The 19,756-nt window shown below is 73.8% G+C and carries 16 protein-coding genes and 2 pseudogenes; 8 read left to right on the forward strand and 10 right to left on the reverse strand.

All coding sequences use genetic code 11. The features are described from left to right. The first annotated feature begins 8 nt into the window (after positions 1–8). Together AB5J54_RS25150 and AB5J54_RS25155 are read left to right on the forward strand one after the other, a co-directional pair. Positions 9–1,034 (forward strand): ATP-binding cassette domain-containing protein, encoded by a 1,026-nt coding sequence (locus AB5J54_RS25150; protein WP_369146163.1) that lies wholly within the window; start codon positions 9–11, stop codon positions 1,032–1,034. After that, entirely contained in the window at positions 1,031–1,879 is an 849-nt protein-coding gene (locus tag AB5J54_RS25155) for an ABC transporter permease (RefSeq protein ID WP_369146164.1), read from the forward strand. The genes AB5J54_RS25150 and AB5J54_RS25155 overlap by 4 nt, the downstream gene beginning before the upstream one ends. 3 nt (positions 1,880–1,882) lie before the next feature. Here the strand turns inward: AB5J54_RS25155 and AB5J54_RS25160 are convergent, their stop codons facing one another. The 4 genes from AB5J54_RS25160 to AB5J54_RS25175 form a co-directional block, all read right to left on the reverse strand. Next, the gene (locus AB5J54_RS25160; RefSeq protein ID WP_369146165.1) at positions 1,883–4,156 is read right to left on the reverse strand and encodes a protein kinase; all 2,274 of its coding nucleotides are present in this window, start codon (positions 4,154–4,156) and stop codon (positions 1,883–1,885) included. Positions 4,157–4,160: 4 nt separating this feature from the next. Then, a complete protein-coding gene (locus AB5J54_RS25165; protein WP_369146166.1) occupies positions 4,161–6,617 on the reverse strand; it encodes a protein kinase in 2,457 nt (818 codons plus the stop codon). Positions 6,618–6,742: 125 nt separating this feature from the next. Further along, positions 6,743–7,240 carry a transcription elongation factor GreA gene (greA, locus tag AB5J54_RS25170; protein ID WP_369146167.1) on the reverse strand — a complete coding sequence of 166 codons (498 nt, stop codon included), beginning with the start codon at positions 7,238–7,240 and terminating at the stop codon, positions 6,743–6,745. Between the two features lie 190 nt (positions 7,241–7,430). Continuing rightward, positions 7,431–7,832 (reverse strand): DUF4307 domain-containing protein, encoded by a 402-nt coding sequence (locus AB5J54_RS25175; RefSeq protein WP_369146168.1) that lies wholly within the window; start codon positions 7,830–7,832, stop codon positions 7,431–7,433. A gap of 98 nt (positions 7,833–7,930) precedes the next feature. Here AB5J54_RS25175 and mca point away from each other — a divergent pair, with 98 nt between their 5' ends. Next, positions 7,931–8,812 carry a mycothiol conjugate amidase Mca gene (gene mca / locus AB5J54_RS25180; RefSeq protein ID WP_369146169.1) on the forward strand — a complete coding sequence of 294 codons (882 nt, stop codon included), beginning with the start codon at positions 7,931–7,933 and terminating at the stop codon, positions 8,810–8,812. After that, positions 8,805–9,044 (forward strand): hypothetical protein, encoded by a 240-nt coding sequence (locus AB5J54_RS25185; RefSeq protein WP_369146170.1) that lies wholly within the window; start codon positions 8,805–8,807, stop codon positions 9,042–9,044. The genes mca and AB5J54_RS25185 overlap by 8 nt, the downstream gene beginning before the upstream one ends. Before the next feature lie 332 nt (positions 9,045–9,376). On the opposite strand, the pseudogene AB5J54_RS25190 reads toward AB5J54_RS25185, so the two are convergent. Then, positions 9,377–12,037, reverse strand: a pseudogene (locus AB5J54_RS25190) (tetratricopeptide repeat protein); the annotation flags it as partial. A gap of 341 nt (positions 12,038–12,378) precedes the next feature. Continuing rightward, positions 12,379–12,822: pseudogene (locus AB5J54_RS25195) on the reverse strand (hypothetical protein); the annotation flags it as partial. 110 nt (positions 12,823–12,932) lie between these two features. Between AB5J54_RS25195 and AB5J54_RS25200 the strand changes: the two are divergent. Further along, positions 12,933–14,954, forward strand: coding sequence for a thioredoxin domain-containing protein (locus tag AB5J54_RS25200; protein ID WP_369146171.1), 2,022 nt, complete (start codon positions 12,933–12,935; stop codon positions 14,952–14,954). A gap of 74 nt (positions 14,955–15,028) precedes the next feature. Here the strand turns inward: AB5J54_RS25200 and AB5J54_RS25205 are convergent, their stop codons facing one another. Both AB5J54_RS25205 and AB5J54_RS25210 read right to left on the reverse strand, forming a co-directional pair. Further along, positions 15,029–15,436 (reverse strand): rodlin, encoded by a 408-nt coding sequence (locus tag AB5J54_RS25205; protein ID WP_369146172.1) that lies wholly within the window; start codon positions 15,434–15,436, stop codon positions 15,029–15,031. Between the two features lie 94 nt (positions 15,437–15,530). Next, on the reverse strand, positions 15,531–16,571 hold the full coding sequence (locus tag AB5J54_RS25210) for an LCP family protein (RefSeq protein ID WP_369146174.1): 1,041 nt from the start codon (positions 16,569–16,571) through the stop codon (positions 15,531–15,533). Positions 16,572–16,746: 175 nt separating this feature from the next. On the opposite strand from AB5J54_RS25210, the gene AB5J54_RS25215 reads away from it, so the two are divergent. Then, the gene (locus AB5J54_RS25215; protein WP_369146175.1) at positions 16,747–16,896 is read left to right on the forward strand and encodes a hypothetical protein; all 150 of its coding nucleotides are present in this window, start codon (positions 16,747–16,749) and stop codon (positions 16,894–16,896) included. Positions 16,897–16,978: 82 nt separating this feature from the next. On the opposite strand, the gene AB5J54_RS25220 is transcribed toward AB5J54_RS25215, so the two are convergent. After that, complete coding sequence (locus AB5J54_RS25220) at positions 16,979–17,389, reverse strand: rodlin (protein WP_369146176.1); 411 nt, start codon at positions 17,387–17,389, stop codon at positions 16,979–16,981. A 220-nt stretch (positions 17,390–17,609) separates the two neighbouring features. On the opposite strand from AB5J54_RS25220, the gene AB5J54_RS25225 reads away from it, so the two are divergent. Both AB5J54_RS25225 and AB5J54_RS25230 read left to right on the forward strand, forming a co-directional pair. Continuing rightward, positions 17,610–18,020 (forward strand): rodlin, encoded by a 411-nt coding sequence (locus AB5J54_RS25225; protein ID WP_369146177.1) that lies wholly within the window; start codon positions 17,610–17,612, stop codon positions 18,018–18,020. Between the two features lie 176 nt (positions 18,021–18,196). Then, positions 18,197–18,430, forward strand: a complete 234-nt coding sequence (locus AB5J54_RS25230; RefSeq protein ID WP_369146178.1) for a chaplin — start codon at positions 18,197–18,199, stop codon at positions 18,428–18,430. Positions 18,431–18,497: 67 nt separating this feature from the next. Here the strand turns inward: AB5J54_RS25230 and AB5J54_RS25235 are convergent, their stop codons facing one another. Continuing rightward, complete coding sequence (locus AB5J54_RS25235) at positions 18,498–19,754, reverse strand: FAD-dependent oxidoreductase (RefSeq protein ID WP_369149451.1); 1,257 nt, start codon at positions 19,752–19,754, stop codon at positions 18,498–18,500. Positions 19,755–19,756 lie beyond the last annotated feature (2 nt).

The following is a 19,756-nucleotide window of genomic DNA, read 5'->3' on the forward strand; positions in this document are numbered from 1 at the left end:
GAATCCACATGCCAGGCGCGATCTACGCCGAGGGTCTGGTGAAGACCTTCGGCGACGTACGAGCTCTGGACGGCGTCGACCTCGATGTGCCGGAGGGCACGGTCCTGGGCATGCTCGGCCCGAACGGCGCGGGGAAGACGACCGCGGTGCGGGTCCTGACGACCCTGATCAAGCCCGACAGCGGGCGGGCCGTCGTCGCCGGGATCGACGTCCTCAGGCATCCCGACGAGGTCCGCCGCTCGATCGGCCTCTCCGGCCAGTTCGCGGCGGTGGACGAGTACCTCACCGGCCGCGAGAACCTGCAGATGGTCGGTCAGCTCTACCAGATGAAGGCGAAGGCCGCGAAGGTGCGGGCCGGCGAACTGCTCGACCGCTTCCACCTCGCCGACGCCGCCGACCGGCCCGCCAAGACGTACTCCGGCGGCATGCGCCGCCGCCTCGACCTCGCGGCCGCCCTCGTCGTCTCCCCGCCGGTCATGTTCATGGACGAGCCGACCACCGGCCTCGACCCGCGCAACCGCCAGGAGCTGTGGGACGTCATCAAGGAGCTCGTCGCCGGCGGTACGACCCTGCTGCTCACCACCCAGTACCTGGAGGAGGCCGACCACCTCGCCCACGACATCTGCGTCGTCGACCACGGCAGGGTCATCGCCCGCGGCACCTCCGACCAGCTCAAGGCCCAGACGGGCGGCGAGCGCGTCGAGGTCGTCGTGCACGATCCGGAGACGATCGCCGACGCCCGGGACGTCCTCGCCCGCTACGGCGCCGCGGGGATCGGCCACAGCGAGGTCTCCGTCGAGGAGCACACCCGCAAGCTCACCGTCCCCGTCACCGGCGGCGCCAAGCTGCTCGCCGAGGTCATCCGCGACCTGGACGCCGTGGACGTCGAGATCGACGACATCGGCCTGCGCCGCCCGACCCTCGACGACGTCTTCCTCTCCCTCACCGGCCATGTGGCCGACCGGGGCGAGGAGGAGGGCCAGGACGCGTCGAAGGCCGGGAACAGGAAAGGCCGGAAGGAGGCCGTGAAGTGACCACCGCCCTGGGGGACCGACCGACGACCCGGCGCCCGCGCGGGGGGATCGTCCAGTCCGTCGACGACTCGCTCGTGATCGCGCGCCGCAACCTGATCAGGATGTCCCGCATCCCCGAGATGATCGTCTTCGGGCTGATCCAGCCGATCATGTTCGTGGTGCTGTTCAGCTATGTCTTCGGCGGCTCGATGCAGATCGGGAACTCCACCTCGCCGGCCGTCTACCGCGAGTTCCTGATGGCCGGCATCTTCGCCCAGACCGTCACCTTCGCCACCGCCGGAGCGGGCGCGGGCATCGCCGACGACATGCACAAGGGCCTGATCGACCGCTTCCGCTCGCTGCCGATGGCCCGCGGCGCCGTCCTCACCGGCCGCACCCTCGCCGATCTCGTCCAGACGACGCTCACCCTCTTCGTCCTGGCGATCGTCGCCCTCCTCGTCGGCTGGCGCATCCACGAGGGCGTCCCCAAGGCGCTCGGCGCCTTCGCGCTCCTGCTCCTCCTCGGCTACGCCTTCTCCTGGATCGGGGCGCTGATCGGCCTCTCGGTCCGCACCCCGGAGGCGGCGACCTCGGGCGGGCTGATCTGGCTCTTCCCGGTCACGTTCATCTCGATCGCGTTCGTGGACTCCAGCAACCTGGCCTCCTGGCTGCAGCCGATCGCCGAGTGGAACCCGTTCAGCGCGACCGTCCAGGCCTGCCGGGTCCTCTTCGGCAACCCGGGCGTCTCCACCTCCGACGCCTGGCCGATGCAGCACCCGGTGTGGGCGTCGCTGCTCTGGTCGATCCTGATCATCGCGGTCTTCCGGACGCTGTCGGTCCGCAAATACCGCTCGGCGACGGCCTGAGTCTCACGGCAGGTACGCGGACACCACCAGGCCGTCGGGGAACGAGACGAAGGCCGCCCCTCCGGCGGCCAGCGACTCCCCGGCGGCCTGCACCTTGAAGCCCTCGGGAAGCCTCGCCTCGAACCGTTCGTAGTCGTCGTCGGACGAGGGGCCGGCCGCCGCGACGGACACGGCCTCGTTCCTGCCGAAGGCGACCACCCGGTCCCCCGCGAAGTACACCTCCCGCAGCAGGCCCTCGGTCACCACGGGCAGCAGGGACCAGCGCCGCTCGCCGCTCTCCAGGTCGTAGACGCTGATGGCCGCGCCGCTCGCCACCGCCACCCGACCGTCCGCGCTCACCGCGGGACCCGCGGTCACGCCGACACCGAAGGACCGCTTCCGCCGCAGCGTCGCCCCGTCGAGCACCGTCACGGACCCCGACGAGCCCGTGCAGAGCACGCTGCCGCTCTTCCCGTGCACCACGAACCGCTGACAGCCCTCCGCCCCGCGCGCCACCTCCTTGCCGGTACGGGAGTCCAGCGCCACCGGCACGAGACCCAGCGGCACCAGAACCCGGCCCGCCGCCGCGACCGGCTCCTCCGGCAGGGCGTCGAGCGGCGTCCGCCACAGCTCCTCGCCGTCGGCGAGCCGCACGGCGGTCACCAGGCCCGTCCGCTCGTCGCGCATGTTCACGTACGTCGAGTAGAGGACGCCGTCCCGCAGATCCGTGCCCTTCACGGCCCAGTCGGCACCGGGCCCCGCGACGCGACCGCGCTGCCGGCCGTCCTCGACCCCGTACGCGACGACCCCGTCCGGACCCGTCACATACGCCGTGCCGCCGACGACCGCCGGGTACTGGGGCCCGCTGCCCAGCCCCTCGCCGCTCCGCCCCGGCACCTTCCACAGCTCCTTGCCGTCCGCCGCGCTCAGCCCGGTGACCGCACCGCCGGACCCGGGACAGACGAGGACCTTCGGCGAGAGCGCGCAGCTGCCGACGCCCTGATCGACCCGGGCGTTCCAGGGGGACCAGCCCGCCGGACGGTAGGCGCGGTCCGTGGCGGCCGCGCCGAAGTCACGGTCGCGGCCCTCGCCCCCGTACGGCAGGACCACCTGGCTCAGCGAGGCGACCGGCGGCGTGGTGGTGCCACCCGACGGCCCCGCGACCCCGCCCGTGGAGCCGCCGGCCCGCCCGTCGGTCCGGTTCAGGAGCACCACGCCCACCGTCGCCACCAGGGCCACCGCCACCGCGCCCGCGACCAGCGCGCCCCACGGCCGGCGCCGCTCGGCGGGCGCCGCGGGCGGCACCGGCCGGTCCGTCATCGCCGTGGGGGAGTACGGCACGACCGGCCCGAGCGTCGGCAGCTCGGCCACGCCCGCGCCGGAGGCCGCCGCCTCCCCGGCGCTCCGGGCCGCCTCCCCGTACTCGGCGAGCAGCGACAGCACCGGGCCGGGCCACGGGAACACCTCGGACACGCCGCCGCCCAGCAGCTCCGCGACCTCCGCCGCCGACGGCCGCTCGGCCGGGTCGAGCCGCAGACACCGCTCCACGACCGGTCGCAGCTCCTCCGGCACCCCGTCGAGCTCGGCCTCGGCCCGGCTGATCCGGTAGATCACGGCCGCCATCTCGTCGTCGTGGAACGGCCCGCGGCCGCTCGCCGCGAACGCGAGGACCGCGCCCAGACAGAACACGTCCGACGCGGGCACCACCGCACGGCTCCCCACCAGGTGCTCCGGCGACATGAACCCGGGGGAGCCCACCACCAGACCCGTCGAGGTCAGCGCCGTCGCCTCGAAGGCCTGCGCGATCCCGAAGTCGATCAGCTTCGGCCCGGCGGCGGCGAGCAGCACGTTCGCCGGCTTGAGGTCCCGGTGCAGCACCTTCACCGCGTGCACGCCCGCGAGCGCCCGCGCCAGGGCGGCCCCGAGGGCCCGGACGGCTGCGACCGGCAGCGCCCCGGAGCGTACGACGGCCTCCGCGAGCGAGGGGCCGGGCACGTACTCGGTCGCCAGCCACGGCGAGGGCGCGTCGGCGTCCGCGTCCACGAGCCGCGCGACCCCCGGCCCGTCCACGGTCCTGGCCGCCGCGATCTCGCGCCGGAAGCGGGTCCTGAAGTCCCCGTCGACCTCCAGGTCGTCCCGCACGGTCTTCACCGCGACCATCCGGTACGGATCGGCCGTCGGCGCGTCCGCCCGGCAGGCGAGGTGCACCTCGCCCATGCCGCCGGCGCCGAGGCGGGCCAGCAGCCGGTAGGGGCCGAGGACGCGCGGGGCCCGGCCCGGCGGCAGCGCTTCCAGCACCCGACTACTCCTTCTCGCCGGGGAGCGCGACGGAGGCGACGACCCCGGTGTCGTACACGACGTGGGCGACGCCGCCGAGCGGCAGGACCACCGGCGGACGGATCTCCCGGTCCAGGTACGTGGCGTTCACGCGGTCGTACGGATCCTTGGCGCGGGGCCCGGGGGCACCCGGCACGGGCACGACGCGCTCCTTGCCGGGCGTGCCGCCACTGCCGAGCGGCACCACGTGCAGGGCCGAGAAGTCGGCGTACACCACCGAGTTCCCGGCGATGAGCGGGTCGGAGACGAGCTGCTGCCTCCCGTCGGCCCCGGTGAGCGGGGGGATCGGGTAGTGGCCGAGGGCCTTGCCGGTGGCCGGGGCGAGGACGTACACACCGTCGGGCGTGCCCGTGTTGCCCCAGTCGGCCCAGCTCATCGGGCCCCGGTCGAGCACGACGGCGGCGCGGGAGGACAGGGCGGTCGGCCACGCACCGGACGCGGCGACGTCGGCGGGCACCGCGAGCGGGCCGCCGCCCACGGGGGCGAGCGTCGCCGCGTCCAGGCGGTACAGCACGAGCTTGGCCGCGTTCGTCGCCTCGATGCGTGCGCAGTACGCGTTCCGGCCCTGGATGTGGAGGCTGTCGCACCCCTTGGCCTCGGACGGCACCTGGCCGCGCTGCTGCCCGGTCTTCCCGTCGAACGCCACGAAACCGGCGTCGCTGAGCGCGTACACGAGGCCGTTCGCGTAGGCGACGGGCTCGAAGTCGCGGAACGCCCCGCGCGCCAGGTCGGCGTTGGTGAGGGACTTGGACCACAGCTCGCGGCCGTCGGCCAGGGCGAAGGCCGTCATCCGGCCGCTGGTCTCGTCACCGGTCGGGACGAAGACCGTGCCGTCGCCCACGATCGGCTGCGTGCGCATCTTGGCCCGGCCGGTGCTCTTCCTCTCCCAGCGCACCGCGCCGCTGCGGGCCTCCCGGACCTGGACGCGCTCACCGGAGAGCAGGACGACGGAGCCGTCGTGGACGGCGGGCACGGCCGTGTCGCCCGCGATGAAGAATCCGCCGGTGGGCCCGATGAAACTCATGTCGTCACGGGGGTCCGCCACCAGGTCCGCGGTCCACAGCCGCTTCCCGTTCGCCGGGTCGAGGGCCTCGTACCGCCCGTCCGTCGTCCGGCACACCAGCGCCTTCTCCCCGGCCGAGCAGCCGAGCGCGGGGGCGGTCAGCTGCGCCCGCCAGGGCTGCCAGCCGGCCGGGCGCTGGGCGGCGTTCTGCGCGACGACGCCCGAGGCGTCGGCGGGGCCGCGGTCGCTCACCCCGGGGACCCGGGGCCCGGCCGCCTTCGCGGGCGCCTTCGGCGGCTCCGGATCGGGCCACAGGACGTACGCGCCGAGCCCGCCGGCGACGACGGCGAGCGCCAGGACGGCGGCGAGCAGCCGCTTCCGCCGCTTCCGGGGCGGCTCGCCGGCGGGCACGGTGGGCGGCGACACGGGCGCGAGCGTCGGTACGGAGTGCGGTCCGGGCACCGCCGGGGTGACCACGGGCCCGGACGGACCGGGCGCGGCCTCCAGGAGCGGCCCGCCCGAGGCGACGAGCTGGGCGAGCTCCCTGCCGTACTCGCCGATGTGGTCCCGTACGCCCTCCGGCCACGGGAAGACCTTCGCGGCCCCGGTGCCGAGCAGCCCGACGAGCGCCTCCGGCGTCGGCCGGTCCGCCGGGTCCACGGCCAGGCAGGCGGCGACGGTCCCGCGCAGCTCCTCCGGGACGCGGGACAGATCGGCCTCGGCCTGCGAGACGCGGTACAGGACGGCGGCGAGGGGCCCGTCGCCGAAGGGGTCCTCGCCGGTCGCCGCGTAACAGAGGAGCGAGCCGAGGCAGAACACGTCGGACGCGGCCGTGACCCGGCGGGCGCCGGCCACGTGCTCGGGGGACATGAACGACGGGGTGCCGACCATGAGGCCGGTCGCGGTCATGGTGGTGGCCGTGCTGCTGCGGGCGATGCCGAAGTCGATGAGCCGCGGGCCGTCGACGGACAGCATGACGTTGCCGGGCTTGAGGTCCCGGTGCAGCACCTCGGCCCGGTGCAGATCGGCGAGGGCCCGGGCGACGTCCGCGCCGAGCGCCCGGACGGCGGCGACGGGCAGCGGGCCGCCGCGCCGCACGGCCTGCGAGAGGCTGGGCCCGGGGACGTATGCGGTGGCCAGCCAGGGCACCTCGGCGTCGGCGTCACCGCCGACGGGCGCGGCGGCGTAGGGGCTGTCGACGAGCGAGGCGACGCGGATCTCCCGCCGGAAACGATCCCGGAAGGCCGGATCCCCGACGACATCGCGCCGCACGGTCTTGAGCGCGACGAAACTGCCGTCCTCGGCACCCCCGGCGTCCCGGGCGAGGAACACCTCGCCCATGCCGCCGGCGCCCAGCCGAGCGAGCACCTCGTACGGTCCGATCCGGCGCGGCGCACCCTCGCGCAGCGGTCCCAGCACCTCGTCCTCCCCCCAGGGCCTGTCCGGCCCTGTTGACGCGACGTCAGAACCGCATCATTGCATGTGCATGCAACACGAAGGGCCGGCCCCCACGGGGGCCGGCCCTTCGCTCAAGGACGCGCGTCTCAGCCGGTGTACGGCTTCGCGCTGAGGATCTTCACCGTGGCCTTCTTGCCGTTCGGCAGCTCGTACTCCGCGTCGTCGCCGGCCTTCTTGCCGTTGACGCCGACGCCGAGCGGCGACTGCGGGGAGTAGGTCTCGATGTCACCGCTCGCGTACTCGCGGGAGGCGAGCAGGAAGGTCATCGTGTCGTCCTCGTCGCCGTCGAAGGCGATCGTGACGACCATGCCGGGCTCGACGACGCCGTCGTCCGCCGGCGCCTCGCCGACCTTGGCGTGCTGGAGCAGCTGGGTGAGCTGGCGGACCCGGAGCTCCTGCTTGCCCTGCTCCTCCTTGGCCGCGTGGTACCCGCCGTTCTCGCGCAGGTCCCCCTCTTCGCGCGCCGCGGCGATCTTCGTCGCGATCTCGGTACGCGCGGGACCAGACAGGTACTCAAGCTCGTCCTTGAGCTTGTTGTACGCCTCCTGGGTGAGCCAGGTGACGTTGTCGCTGGTCTGGGTCACAGGTGCTCCTCGTAGGTACTGGGAATACAAAGCATCGCCCTACACGGGAAAGCGGTGCAATCCCGGGTGGGCGAAACCACGAGCCTAACAATGAGTGGCGAAAAGCGGGAGGACATAAACCATAAAGATGGCGTCACCCCAGGTCACCGCGGTGACTCGCCGGGACTCGACACCCCGTCCCTACCCCCCGCTACAGCGCCGTACACCCGATGAGCTCGGCGCTCGTCGCGCGGGCGGTCGTCCGGAGCGAGAAGACGCGGTCGACCCGGTCGGCGACGTCGTCGATCCGGACGTCCTTGCGGGCCACCTCGGCGCCGTCCTCGGAGCGGGAGCGCAGCGTGCAGACGCCCTTGACGCCCTCGTCCTTGCGGATCTCCAGGTGCACCTGGACCTCTTGGGCGCTCACCACGTCGAACTTGATCAGCTCGGCGCTGATCTTGCTGTCGACGACGTAGTGCCAGCCGAACCAGCCCAGGAGTCCGAGGAAGAGGACTCCGAGCACCGCTCCGGTGATCCTGAGCTTGCGGTCGGCCCGCTCATCCGCGGAGCGCCCGTAGCGCCCCTCGGGCAGCTGCTCTCGCACCGCGCTCATGGGGGATCCTCTCGAAGCCGGGGGTGGCGGAATTTTCGCTCCCCCGATTCCGTCACTATAGAGACCACGCTCCGCGTCGAATCACTGAGGATCGAGTCTTGACTGAGCAGCTGCGACTGATGGCCGTTCACGCCCACCCCGACGACGAGTCGAGCAAGGGTGCGGCCACGATGGCCAAGTACGTGTCCGAGGGGGTGGACGTCCTGGTCGTGACGTGCACGGGCGGCGAGCGCGGCTCGGTCCTGAACCCCAAGCTTCAGGGCGACCCCTACATCGAGGCGAACATCCACGAGGTGCGCCGCAAGGAGATGGACGAGGCCCGCGAGATCCTCGGCGTCTCGCAGGAATGGCTCGGCTTCGTCGACTCGGGGCTGCCCGAGGGCGACCCGCTGCCGCCGCTGCCCGAGGGCTGCTTCGCCCTGGAGGACGTGGACACGGCGTCCGGGGCCCTGGTCCGCAAGATCCGCTCCTTCCGTCCGCAGGTCGTCACGACCTACGACGAGAACGGCGGGTACCCGCACCCCGACCACATCATGACCCACAAGATCACGATGGTGGCCTTCGACGGCGCGGCCGACGCCGAGAAGTACCCGGAGGCCGAGTTCGGCCCCGTCTGGCAGCCGCTGAAGCTCTACTACAACCAGGGCTTCAACCGCCCCCGCACCGAGGCCCTGCACGAGGCCCTCCTCGCGCGCGGCCTGGAGTCGCCGTACGGGGACTGGCTGAAGCGCTGGGACGAGTTCGGCGGCAAGGCGCGCAACCTCACCACGCACGTCCCCTGCGCGGACTTCTTCGAGATCCGCGACAAGGCCCTGATCGCCCACCGCACCCAGATCGACCCCGACGGCGGCTGGTTCCGGGTCCCGATGGAGATCCAGAAGGAGGTCTGGCCGACGGAGGAGTACGAGCTCAGCAAGGCGCTGGTCCCGACCTCCCTCCCCGAGGAAGATCTCTTCGCGGGCATCCGCGACAATGCCTGACATGAGCGCACACCTGGCACTGACCCAGCTTGTCCCCTTCGCCGCCGAAGAGCTGGACAAGAACAAGGTGACCCCCGGCGTCCTCGGCTTCGTCGTCTTCGCGGCCCTGGCCCTCGCGGTCTGGATGCTGATGAAGTCCATGAACCGCCACATGGGCAAGGTCACCTTCGAGGAGGCCCCGGACCCGAAGGCGAAGCCCTCGGACACGGCGGCGGCGTCGCCGGGCAAGTAGCGAGGCGCACCCCCCCCGTGTGGGCAGTCGTCCCGCAGGGCGATGGGGGTCCTCCCTGCTCGAGCGAAGCCGAGAGCTTGGGGGAGGGTGGGCACACGGGACGGCGCCCCTGGCGGCGCCTCCGCCTTCCGCGCCTGGACCCGCACCACGACGGCGCCGCCACTGTGGTGCGGGTCCAGGCGCGTAAGCCTCTGGCGCCGGCAGGGGCGCCGTCCGTTGTGCCCACCCTCCCCCAAGCTCTCGGCTTCGCTCGAGCAGGGGGGACCCCCATCGCCCTGGGGGCACCTCCCGGACGAAGTCTGGGGGAGGAACGCATGCCCACAACGGCCCGCTCAGGGTGTCCGGGGGACTCCCAGGACCTCCCGGGCCGGGCGGGACGGGACCAGGCCCAGGTCCCAGGCCTGCCAGGGGGTCGTCGGGGCGATGCCCCGGTCCAGGAGCAGGGCGTGGGCCTCGGCGCAGTCGTCGACCCTCGGGTCGCGCGCCGGGTGCCGGTCCGCGGCCAGCGCCGCGAGCTCCTCGCGCGCCGACGCCGTCCCCGGCTCCGGCGTGCCCGGCGCCGCGTGCGGCAGCAGCCCGCACCGCAGCAGCCGGGCCCAGTCCGAGCCCCGCCGGTCGCCGTACCCCTCGAAGAGCGAGCGCGCCTCCTCGCACAGCGCGAGCGCCTGCGGGACCCGCCCGTTGCCCGCGTCGACGACCGCCAGCTCCAGACAGGCCCACGCCTCGCCGTGCGCGACCCCGATCCGGCGGAAGTCCGCCCGCGCGTCCACGAGCAGCTGCCGGGCGAAGCCCGAGTTGCGCAGGTTCCCGGCCCGCGCCGCCTGCTGGTCCCGGGTGACCCGCCCCAGCTGGTGCCGGGCGCAGGCCAGCCCGTACAGGTCCCGCATCCGCGAGAACATCGACCGCGCCCGCCCCAGCTCCCGCACCGCCTCGTCCCGGTCGCCCCGCTCCTCCAGGGCCTGCCCCAGGTGGTACAGCGTCCACGCCTCGCCGCGCGCGTCCTCCTGCTCCCGGTGCCGCGCGAGCGCCCCGCGCAGCTCCTCCACCGCCGCCTCCGCCTCCCCGCCGGCGAGCCGCGTCCGGCCCAGCTGGGTCCGCGCCCAGGCCTCGCCGCGCCCGTCGCGGACGCGCCCGTACGTCTCCAGGGCCCGCCGCAGCTCGCCGTCCGCGCCCGGCACGTCGCCCCGGAGCAGCAGCACCTGACCGCGCTGGAAGTGCGCCCACGCCTCGCCGTGCAGCGACTCGTGCTCCCGGTGCAGGGCGAGGGACCGGTCGAGCAGCGCCGTCGCCTCGGCCAGATCGCCCCGGTCCCGCTCCACGGCGGCCAGCGCGTGCAGCGTCCAGCCCCGGTCGGCGGCCAGGGACTCCGGCTCCTGGAGGGCGAGCGCCTCCCGCAGCCGCGCCGCGGCCTCCGTGAGCCGCCCCTGGTGGTGCAGGGTGATCCCGAGCGAGCAGAGCGCGAGCGCGGCCCCCGCGTCCTGGTGGGCCTCCTGGTAGAGGGAGACGACCGAGGTCAGCGTCTGGTGCGCCTTGTCGAGCTCGCCGAGCTGCCGGGCCGCGATGCCGGTCCGCCACCGCACCGAACGGGTCAGCAGCCCCTGTCCGACGGACTCCGCCAGCTCGTTGATCTCGCCGAGCCGGTACAGGTCGCCGCGCAGCAGGCAGTAGTCGCAGAGCGCGCTGAGCAGCCCGAGGACGGTCTCCTGGTCGACGCCCTCCGCGTGCCGCAGCGCCGCCGTGAGGAAGCTGGACTCCTCGTCGAGCCAGCCGAGCGCCGCCTCCAGGGAGCCGAAGCCGTGCCCGTCGAAGCGGTCGGCCCGGGTCGACATCTTGCCGTCGACCATCCGGATCACCGCGTCGGCGAGCTCCGCGTGGTTCCGGATGAGCCGCTCCTGCGCCGCCGCGATCTCGGCCGCGTCCTCCTCGTCCAGGAGCCGTACGGCGGCGAATCCGCGCACGACGTCGTGCAGCCGGTAGCGCTCCCCGCGCACGTGGTCGAGGAGCCCGGCCGTGGAGAGCTCCCGCAGCCGCCGGGCCGCCTCCGGCCCGCCGCCCCCGCCGAGCAGCGCGGCGGCCGCCGCGGCGCCGAGGGAGGCCCGGCCGGCCAGCGCGAGCCGCCGGAGCAGCTGCCGGGCGTCCTCGTCGAAGTCGAGGAAGTACCGTACGGACAGGGCGCGTTCGACGGGATCGTCGCCCCAGTCGGGCCGGGCGAGCACATGGCCGACCTCGTCCATGGAGCGGCGCCCCAGCAGGGAGCCCACGACCCGCAGCGCCAGCGGCAGGCCGCCGCACAGCTCCCGTATCCGCTCGAAGGCCTCGGCGTCGTACGGACCGGGGTCGGGCGCGCCGGCCGCCGCCCGCAGCAGTTCCTCGGTGCCCGCCGCGTCGAGCGCGGCCACCGGCAGCGCGTGCACCCCGGCCGGTACGTCCTCGCCGAGGTCCAGGGGCTCCCGGCAGGTCACGAGGACGAGGCTGTCGGACCGCTCGGGCAGCAGGGCCCGCACCTGGGCGGCGTCGGCGGCGTCGTCGAGGATCAGCACGACGGGCACCCCGCTCAGCTGCCGCTGGTACAACTCCGAGAGCCGCCGCACCTGTTGCCCGGCCGAGGCGCCCTCGCGGAAGAGCAGCCGGTCGCGCGGGGCGCCGAGCCGGTTGAGGAGGTGCAGCAGCGCCTCCCGGGTCGAGACGGGCCGCTCGCCGCTCGCGGCGCCCCGCAGGTCGACGACGCAGGCCCCGCGGAACTGGTCGCGCAGCGCGTGCGCGGCCCGCACCGCGAGCGCGGTGCGCCCGGACCCGGGCGCGCCGTGCAGCAGCACCACGGTCGGCCGGGTGACGGCGGCGGCCCGCCCGGCCTGAACCCATCGGGTGATGGACGCCAGCTCCTCCCGGCGCCCGGCGAACACCCCACCGGGATCGGGCAGATGCCCGAAGGACCGCGCGAGCACGGCCCGGGTCCGGGCGGCCGCGCTGCGGTCCGCTCCGCGCAGGCCCCGCCCCCCGCCCCGGCCTCGCCCCGGGGGCCTCCGCCCCCGCCGGCCCCGGCCACTCGGTCCTCCGCCGCTCCGGCGCCCGCTTCCCGGCCCTCCGCCCGGCCTTGCCCGGCCGCACCCTCCGAATCCCCGGCCGCTCCGGCCCCTGCTTCCGAAGCCCCGTCCCCGCCCCGCCGGGCTCCGGTCCCCGGTGCACGGACTGCCGCCGCTCCGGCCGCGACCCGGGCGGTTCCGGCCTCGGGGGCCCCGCCGCCTCCGGCAAGGGCTGCGCCCCCGCCCCCGTCCGGCCGCCCGGACGGACCGCCGTCCGCCCCGCCCTCCACGGCGCTCCCCGCCGCCGCCCCGCGCTCCCGTTCCAGGAACGGCCGTATCCCCCGTGTCTCCAGGGCCGCCAGCCACCCCAGCCGGAGCTTCTCCACCCCACCCGCCCCGCCGCGCCCCGCCGTCGCGCGGAGTTCCGTCGCCGCGACCCCGGCCAGGGCGACCGCCGCACCCGCGCTCAGCGCCGTCCCCACCGTCGTACCGAGCACCAGGTCCGCACCGAAGGCCGTGACCGCGGCGACGCCCGTCACCAGGGCGGACCCCCCGATCCCAGGGCCAGGACGCCCCGCGCCCTCCACCGCCCGCACGTACGCCGCGTACTCCTCCGCCGCCATCCCGTCCAGCTCCGCCCGTCCCCGCGCGTGCAGCGCCTCCGCGGCGGCCGGGGCGAGGCCGGAGGCCCGTACCTCCTCCGTCACGGCCCGTTCCAACAGCCGTTCGGCCTCGGCCCGGTGACTCTCCCGCATCTGCGTTCCCCCTCCGCGCGTGCCCGACGAATCCGGCCCAGTGTCCTGCGTCGCGCGCGTCGGCGCGAGAGAGCGGAGAAAGGAGGAGACGGCTGCGGCAGGATGGGGACATGCCGAACCGACTGGCCCATGAGACCTCCCCGTACCTCCTGCAGCACGCCGACAACCCGGTCGACTGGTGGCCGTGGTCGGCCGAGGCCTTCGAGGAGGCCCGGCGCCGCGACGTCCCCGTGCTGCTCAGCGTCGGATACAGCTCCTGCCACTGGTGCCACGTCATGGCGCACGAGTCCTTCGAGGACGACACCACCGCCGCCCTGGTCAACGACCACTTCGTCGCCGTCAAGGTCGACCGCGAGGAGCGCCCCGACGTCGACGCCGTCTACATGGAGGCCGTGCAGGCCGCGACCGGCCAGGGCGGCTGGCCGATGACCGTCTTCCTCACCCCGGACGCCGCCCCCTTCTACTTCGGTACGTACTTCCCGCCCGAGCCCCGCCACGGCATGCCGTCCTTCTCGGAGGTCCTGGAGGGCGTCAGGGCCGCCTGGGCCGACCGGCGCGGCGAGGTCGACGAGGTCGCGGACCGGATCGTGAAGGACCTCGCGGGCCGCTCCCTGGCCTACGGCGGCGACGGCGTCCCCGGCGAGGAGGAGCTCGCGGGCGCCCTCCTCGCCCTCACCCGCGAGTACGACGCGACCCGCGGCGGCTTCGGCGGCGCCCCCAAGTTCCCGCCGTCGATGGCCCTGGAGTTCCTGCTCCGCCACCACGCCCGTACGGGCTCCGAGGGCGCGCTCCAGATGGCCGCCGACACCTGCGAGGCGATGGCCCGCGGCGGCATCTACGACCAGCTCGGCGGCGGCTTCGCCCGCTACGCGGTGGACCGGGCGTGGGTTGTGCCCCATTTCGAGAAGATGCTCTATGATAATGCGCTTTTGTGTCGCATTTACGCACACCTGTGGAAGGCCACCGGCAGCGACCTGGCGCGCCGGATCGCCCTGGAGACCGCCGACTTCCTGGTCCGCGAGCTCCGCACCCCCGAGGGCGGCTTCGCCTCCGCCCTCGACGCCGACTCCGACGACGGCACCGGCAAGCACGTCGAGGGCGCCTACTACGTGTGGACCCCGGCCCAGCTGACCGAGGTCCTCGGCGCCGAGGACGCCGCCCTCGCCGCCGCCCACTACGGCGTCACCGAGGACGGCACCTTCGAGCAGGGCAGCTCCGTCCTCCAGCTCCCGCAGGAGGCGGGCCCGGCCGACGCCGGCCGGATCGCCTCGATCGCGGCCCGGCTCCTCGCCGCCCGCGAGGAGCGCGAGCGCCCCGGCCGTGACGACAAGGTCGTCGCCGCCTGGAACGGCCTCGCGATCGCCGCCCTCGCCGAGACCGGCGCCCTCTTCGACCGCCCCGACCTGGTCGAGCGCGCGACCGAGGCCGCCGACCTCCTCGTCCGCGTCCACATGGACGAGTCGGCCCGGCTCACCCGGACCTCCAAGGACGGCCGGGCCGGCACCAACGCGGGCGTCCTGGAGGACTACGCCGACGTCGCCGAGGGCTTCCTCGCCCTCGCCGCCGTCACCGGCGAGGGTGCCTGGCTGGAGTTCGCCGGCTTCCTCCTGGACCTCGTCCTCGACCGCTTCACCGCCGAGGGCGGCGCGCTCTACGACACGGCCCACGACGCCGAGACCCTCATCCGGCGCCCCCAGGACCCCACCGACAACGCCACCCCGTCCGGCTGGACCGCCGCCGCCGGAGCGCTCCTCTCGTACGCGGCGCACACCGGCTCCGAGGCCCACCGCGCCGCCGCCGAGGGCGCCCTCGGTGTGGTCAAGGCCCTCGGACCGCGCGCGCCCCGCTTCATCGGCTGGGGCCTGGCCGTCGCGGAGGCCCTCCTCGACGGACCCCGCGAGATCGCCGTCGTCGGCGACCCCGCCGATCCGGCCTTCCGGGAGCTGCGCCGTACCGCCCTGGCGGCGACGACTCCCGGAGCGGTCCTCGCCACCGGAGCCCCCGGCGGCGAGGAGTTCCCGCTCCTGAGGGACCGGCCGCTGGTGGCCGGGTCACCCGCCGCGTACGTGTGCCGTCACTTCACCTGCGACGCGCCGGTCACCGACCCGGCCGAGCTGCGCCGGAAGCTCTGACCCCGGAACGGGAACGGCCCCGCGACCCCTCCGAGGAGGGGCGGCGGGGCCGCGCCGTGGCCGGGTGCCGTCGCTCAGCTGTTGCCGGCGCCGTTGCCGGAGAGGATCGGGATGTCGTCCAGGATGTGCGACAGAGCCTCGTCACCCTTGGCCTGGGTGGAGTTCTCGGTGCACTGCTGGTTCTGCGGGGAGGACAGGACGTTGACGTCCTGGACGGTGATCGGGACGGCGCCGACGATCGAACCGGCGTTGACCTTGGCCGGCAGGCCGACGCAGGGCTTGTTCAGCGAGCCCTGGACGAGCGCGAACTGCGGGCTCATGTCGCCGTGCGTCTCGGAGTTGCCGAACTCCTGGTGCGCGCCGTTGCCGGACAGCGAGGTGGTGCCACCGTCGTCGGCGATCGCGAGCGCCTGACCGGCACCCGCCGCCGTCGCGCCGAGGACGGACGCGGCCACAGCAGCCGTCGCCAAGAGCTTCTTCATTGTTCAGGCCTTTCGGATACTGGCCCGCTGAGTGCCGAGCCACGCTGATCAACTGGTCGGAGGACAGGAGGTTGCGGGTAGTCCATCGGACGGGCTACGGGCAGATGAGCGATGACCCCTTGTCCGGCTTGTACGCGGCCGCCGGGATCTGGCTCGGCGCGACGGCCGCGGCGGCGGGCAGCGGCCGGTCGTCGGCGAGGCGTCCGAAGACCTCCGCGGCCCCTTCCGCGTCCCAGCCGACGGTGGACCCGACGCCCTCGATGTCCGGGTTGAAGCCCCGGATGGGCACGGTCGCGAACTCCGTACGCTCCGGAGGCAGGTCCTTCAGGTGCGCGGCGAGCGTCAGGAGTTCCGCCGTGGAGATCCCGCGCTCGGCCGCCGCCGTCCCGCGCAGGGTCGCCGCGAAGGCGCTGAGCCGCTCCGGGTCGTCGAGGATCCCGTCGTGGAGCCGGCGCAGGGTGTTCACGATGAACTTCTGCTGCTTGCGGATGCGGCCGAAGTCCATCTGCCCGTCGGCCTTACGGGACCGCACGTACTGGAGCGCCTCGCCGCCCGCGACCCGCTTGGTCCCGGGCTGGAGGTCGATGCCGGTGGACGGGTCCTTGAGCGGCTGCTCCGTACAGATGGGGACGCCGCCGTCGACGCGGTCGACGGTGTCCATGAACCGCCGGAAGTCGATCTCCAGGTACCGGTGGACGGCCAGCCCGGTCATGGACTCGACGGTCTCCACGGCGAACGCGGAGCCGCCCTCCGCCCAGGCGCCGTTGATCTTCGACGGGTGGGCGGCGTGCACCTGGCCGGTGCGCCGGTCGCGGTGTCCCGCCGGGAAGGAGGCGAGGGAGTCGCGCGGCAGGCTCACGACGTCGACCCGGTCGTTCGCCGCCGAGACGTGCACGAGCATGATCACGTCCGTGCAGTCGCACTCCTTCCCGCCGAGGTGGAAGCGCTCCTTCTCCTCCTCGGTGAGCCCCTTGCGGCTGTCGACGCCGACGACCAGGAGGTTCAGCCCCTTCTCGGGGGCGGGGAGACCGGTGGGAGCGACGGCGACGGCGCCGGGAGCGAGGGCGGCGAGGGCGGCGAAAGCCGCCGCGGCGAGCACGGGACGCCGGGCCGGCCGTAGGTGCGGGAATTTCATGTCCGCACCGTATTTTCGACCCGCTCGCACACAGGTACGCGACGCGACATGAACAGGACGAATCACTCTCCTGCTGCGCCTGTGGAATGATGCGGGAATCGCAGCGGAAGGAGCGAAAATGGCGCCGGATCCCGGAAAATGGGAACGGATGGCCTTCATTCCGAAGAGCCGATATGTGAGCGACCCGCCCCCGGCCGACAGTAATCCGATCCCCCTCTATTCCGCGCTGGTCACCCAGTGGGTGCAGGCGGGGCGGGCGGTGCCGGGGATGCCGGACCGGGAGTGGGAGCGCCTGATGGCGACCCCGGTCTGGCCCACCTGGTAGTAGGGGGAACGGGGGAAGACGAAAGGGGCCGCCCCGGAGGGCGGCCCCTGACGTGTGAACGTCGTCGTGCTCAGGCGGAACGTCAGTGGTTGCCGACGCCGTTGCCCGACAGGACCGGGATGTCGTCCAGGATGTGCGACAGCGGCTCGTCACCCTTGGCCTGGGTGGAGTTCTCGGTGCACTGCTGGTTCTGCGGGGAGGACAGGACGTTGATGTCCTGGACGCTGATCGGGACGGCGCCGACGATCGAGGCGGCGTTGACCTTGGCGGGCAGGCCGATGCACGGCTTGTTCAGCGAGCCCTGGATCAGCGCGAACTGGGGGCTCATGTTGCCGTAGGTGGCGGAGTTGCCGAACTCCTGGTGCGCGCCGTTGCCGGACAGCGACGTGGTGCCGCCGTCGTTGGCGATGGCGAGCGCGGGGGAGGCGACGGCGGCGGAGGCGCCGACGATGGAGACGGCTGCGGCCGCGGTGGCCATAACCTTCTTGATCACGGGGAGTTCCCTTCTAGAACCGGCTCCGTGCAGGGAGCGACCTGATCAACAGGCCTCTGGACGCCGGGGTTCCGCTGTGTCACTCCGTTGGCGGAGCGCACGCGGCAGCGCGAAGGAACGGCCCAGTCGAACGGGTGAAGCGTCGGAACCAAAGCCCGCGGCCGCAGTTGATCCCGTCGCATCAATCAGGTCGATTGGTGGGAACAGGAACGGAATCACCGTGATCAAGAAGATTATGGCGGCTGCGGCTGTGACGGCCTCCGTTGTCGGCGCTTCTGCCGCGATGGCCTCCCCGGCGCTCGCCATCGCCGACGACGGCGGCACGACCTCGCTCTCCGGCAACGGCGCGCACCAGGAGTTCGGCAACTCCAAGACGCACGGCGACAAGAGCCCGCAGTTCTCCGCCGTCCAGGGCTCGCTGAACAAGCTCTGCCTCGGTGTTCCGGTCAAGGGCAACCTCGGTTCGATCGTCGGCGCCGTCCCGATCACCGTCCAGGACGTCAACGTCCTGTCCTCCCCGCAGAACCAGCAGTGCGCCGAGAACTCCACCCAGGCCAAGGGTGACGAGCCGCTGTCGCACCTCGTCGAGGACATCCCGGTCCTCTCCGGGAACGGCGCCTTCAACGGCTGATCCGCTTCACGCACGGCAGGGCCGGCGGGAGCGGGCGCGTTCTCACCGGCCCCGTCGTATGCGGGCAATGGAGTGAAAGAGCAGGTGCCGGTGTTATTCCGGTTTCCTTTGTGCGGGATGTTCGTTGTGTTGTATGCCGCGGAAATGCATTCCGCCGAGGAAAGGATCCAGACGAAATGAACTGTAAGAAGGCTGCAGCCGTCGTCGCCGGAATCATCATGGCCATGGGCGTGGCGTCGCCCGCCTTCGCGGACGCGGAGGCGGAGGGCTGGGCCATCGGTTCGCCGGGCGTCCTCTCCGGGAACGTCGTGCAGGCCCCGATCCACATCCCGATCAACGCCTGCGGCAACAGCGTGAACGTCATCGGCCTGCTGAACCCGGCCGCCTTCAACACCTGCATCAACGCCTGAGTCCCGGCGCCCGCAGGCACGGAGGGCCGGTCCCGGAGAGCAACCGCTCCCCGGGGCCGGCCCTCCGTCACACCGGGACCGGCGCCCTGCCTCCCGTACGCGGTCGGCCGGGCGGGCCCGAACCCGCGCCGGCCCGCAGCCGCTGCCGGACGCCCTTCACCAGCCGTCCCGCCGTGTACTCGGCGCCGAGGACGAACCGCATCGACGGCCCGTACGAAGGGGCCGTGAGCAGACCGGCGAGGAAGAGGCCCGGCCAGGAGGACTCGAAGAGACCGCCGACCTCCGGGGCACCGCCCGCGCCGACCCTTCGCAGCGCCCCGCGCAGCACGGGGGAGAGGACCGCGGCCCGGTCCAGACTCGGGGTGAAGCCGGTGGCCGCGATCACGTGGTCCGTCTCCAGGACCGTCGTCCCGTCCGGCCCGGCCACGTCGAGCCGCAGCCGCTCGTCCCCGGTCACCCGCGCCGAGGTGATCCGCTGTCCCAGGCGGACGTCGCCGACCGCGGCGAACCGCTCGCGGAGCCACCAGGCGCCCGCCGGGCCGAGCGCCCGGTCGAAGATCCGCTCACGGGTGGCGGCCGGGAGCCGCCGGAAGATCCCCGGGCTGTCCGCGTACAGCCGGTTCCGCCAGCCGCAGCCGAGCCCCGTGTGCGGGGCGCGCAGCGAGGGCCAGAGGCCGCGGTCCAGGGCCGGCGGCACGGTGTTCCAGCGCAGCCGGCCGGCCCGGGCGACGATCCGTACGGCTCCGGCGCCCCGCTCGACGAGGAGCGCGGCGGTCTCCAGGGCCGCCTGCCCGGCCCCGACGACGGTGACGTCCCGGCCGGCGAAGCCGTCGAGCTCGCCGTGGTGGCTGGAGTGGGTGACGTAGCGCCTGGGCAGTCCCCGCAGGGAGCCGGGGACCTCCAGGAAGGGCTGGACGCCGACCGCGAGCGCCACCGTCCGGGCGCGTACCGCCTCGCCGTCCTCCGTGCGCAGCTCGAAGCCCCCGGCGGCCGGCGCGACCGAGGCGACGAACCGCTCGTCGAGCACGGACACGGTCTGCCGGGCGAACCAGTCGCCGTACGCGGCGAAGAAGCCGACCGGAAGGGGCACGCCGTGCTCGGCGCGGACGCCCCTGGTCGCGGCGTAGGCGTCGAGGCCGTACGCCCCCTCCGGGTCGGAGAGGTGGGACGCCCAGGGCTCCGACTTCAGGAACATGCCGGACGGCATGGTGTGCCAGGACTCCATCGAGCGGCCGAAGGCGCGGAGGTTCAGCCCCTGGGCCGCGGCGTGGGCGGCCACGGACAGACCGTAGGGTCCGGCCCCGACGACCACCAGGTCGTACATCG

Origin of the sequence: Streptomyces sp. R44, assembly GCF_041053105.1 — a bacterium.
Lineage (GTDB): Bacteria > Actinomycetota > Actinomycetes > Streptomycetales > Streptomycetaceae > Streptomyces.

Bases quoted from the DNA above. Each gene is read 5' to 3' on its own strand.
- AB5J54_RS25150 (WP_369146163.1), top strand. From the start codon at position 9: ATGCCAGGCGCGATCTACGCCGAGGGTCTGGTGAAGACCTTCGGCGAC.
- AB5J54_RS25175 (WP_369146168.1), bottom strand. From the start codon at position 7,832: ATGAGCGCGGTGCGAGAGCAGCTGCCCGAGGGGCGCTACGGGCGCTCC.
- AB5J54_RS25185 (WP_369146170.1), top strand. From the start codon at position 8,805: ATGCCTGACATGAGCGCACACCTGGCACTGACCCAGCTTGTCCCCTTC.
- AB5J54_RS25200 (WP_369146171.1), top strand. From the start codon at position 12,933: ATGCCGAACCGACTGGCCCATGAGACCTCCCCGTACCTCCTGCAGCAC.
- AB5J54_RS25205 (WP_369146172.1), bottom strand. From the start codon at position 15,436: ATGAAGAAGCTCTTGGCGACGGCTGCTGTGGCCGCGTCCGTCCTCGGC.
- AB5J54_RS25210 (WP_369146174.1), bottom strand. From the start codon at position 16,571: ATGAAATTCCCGCACCTACGGCCGGCCCGGCGTCCCGTGCTCGCCGCG.
- AB5J54_RS25230 (WP_369146178.1), top strand. From the start codon at position 18,197: ATGAACTGTAAGAAGGCTGCAGCCGTCGTCGCCGGAATCATCATGGCC.
- AB5J54_RS25235 (WP_369149451.1), bottom strand. From the start codon at position 19,754: ATGTACGACCTGGTGGTCGTCGGGGCCGGACCCTACGGTCTGTCCGTG.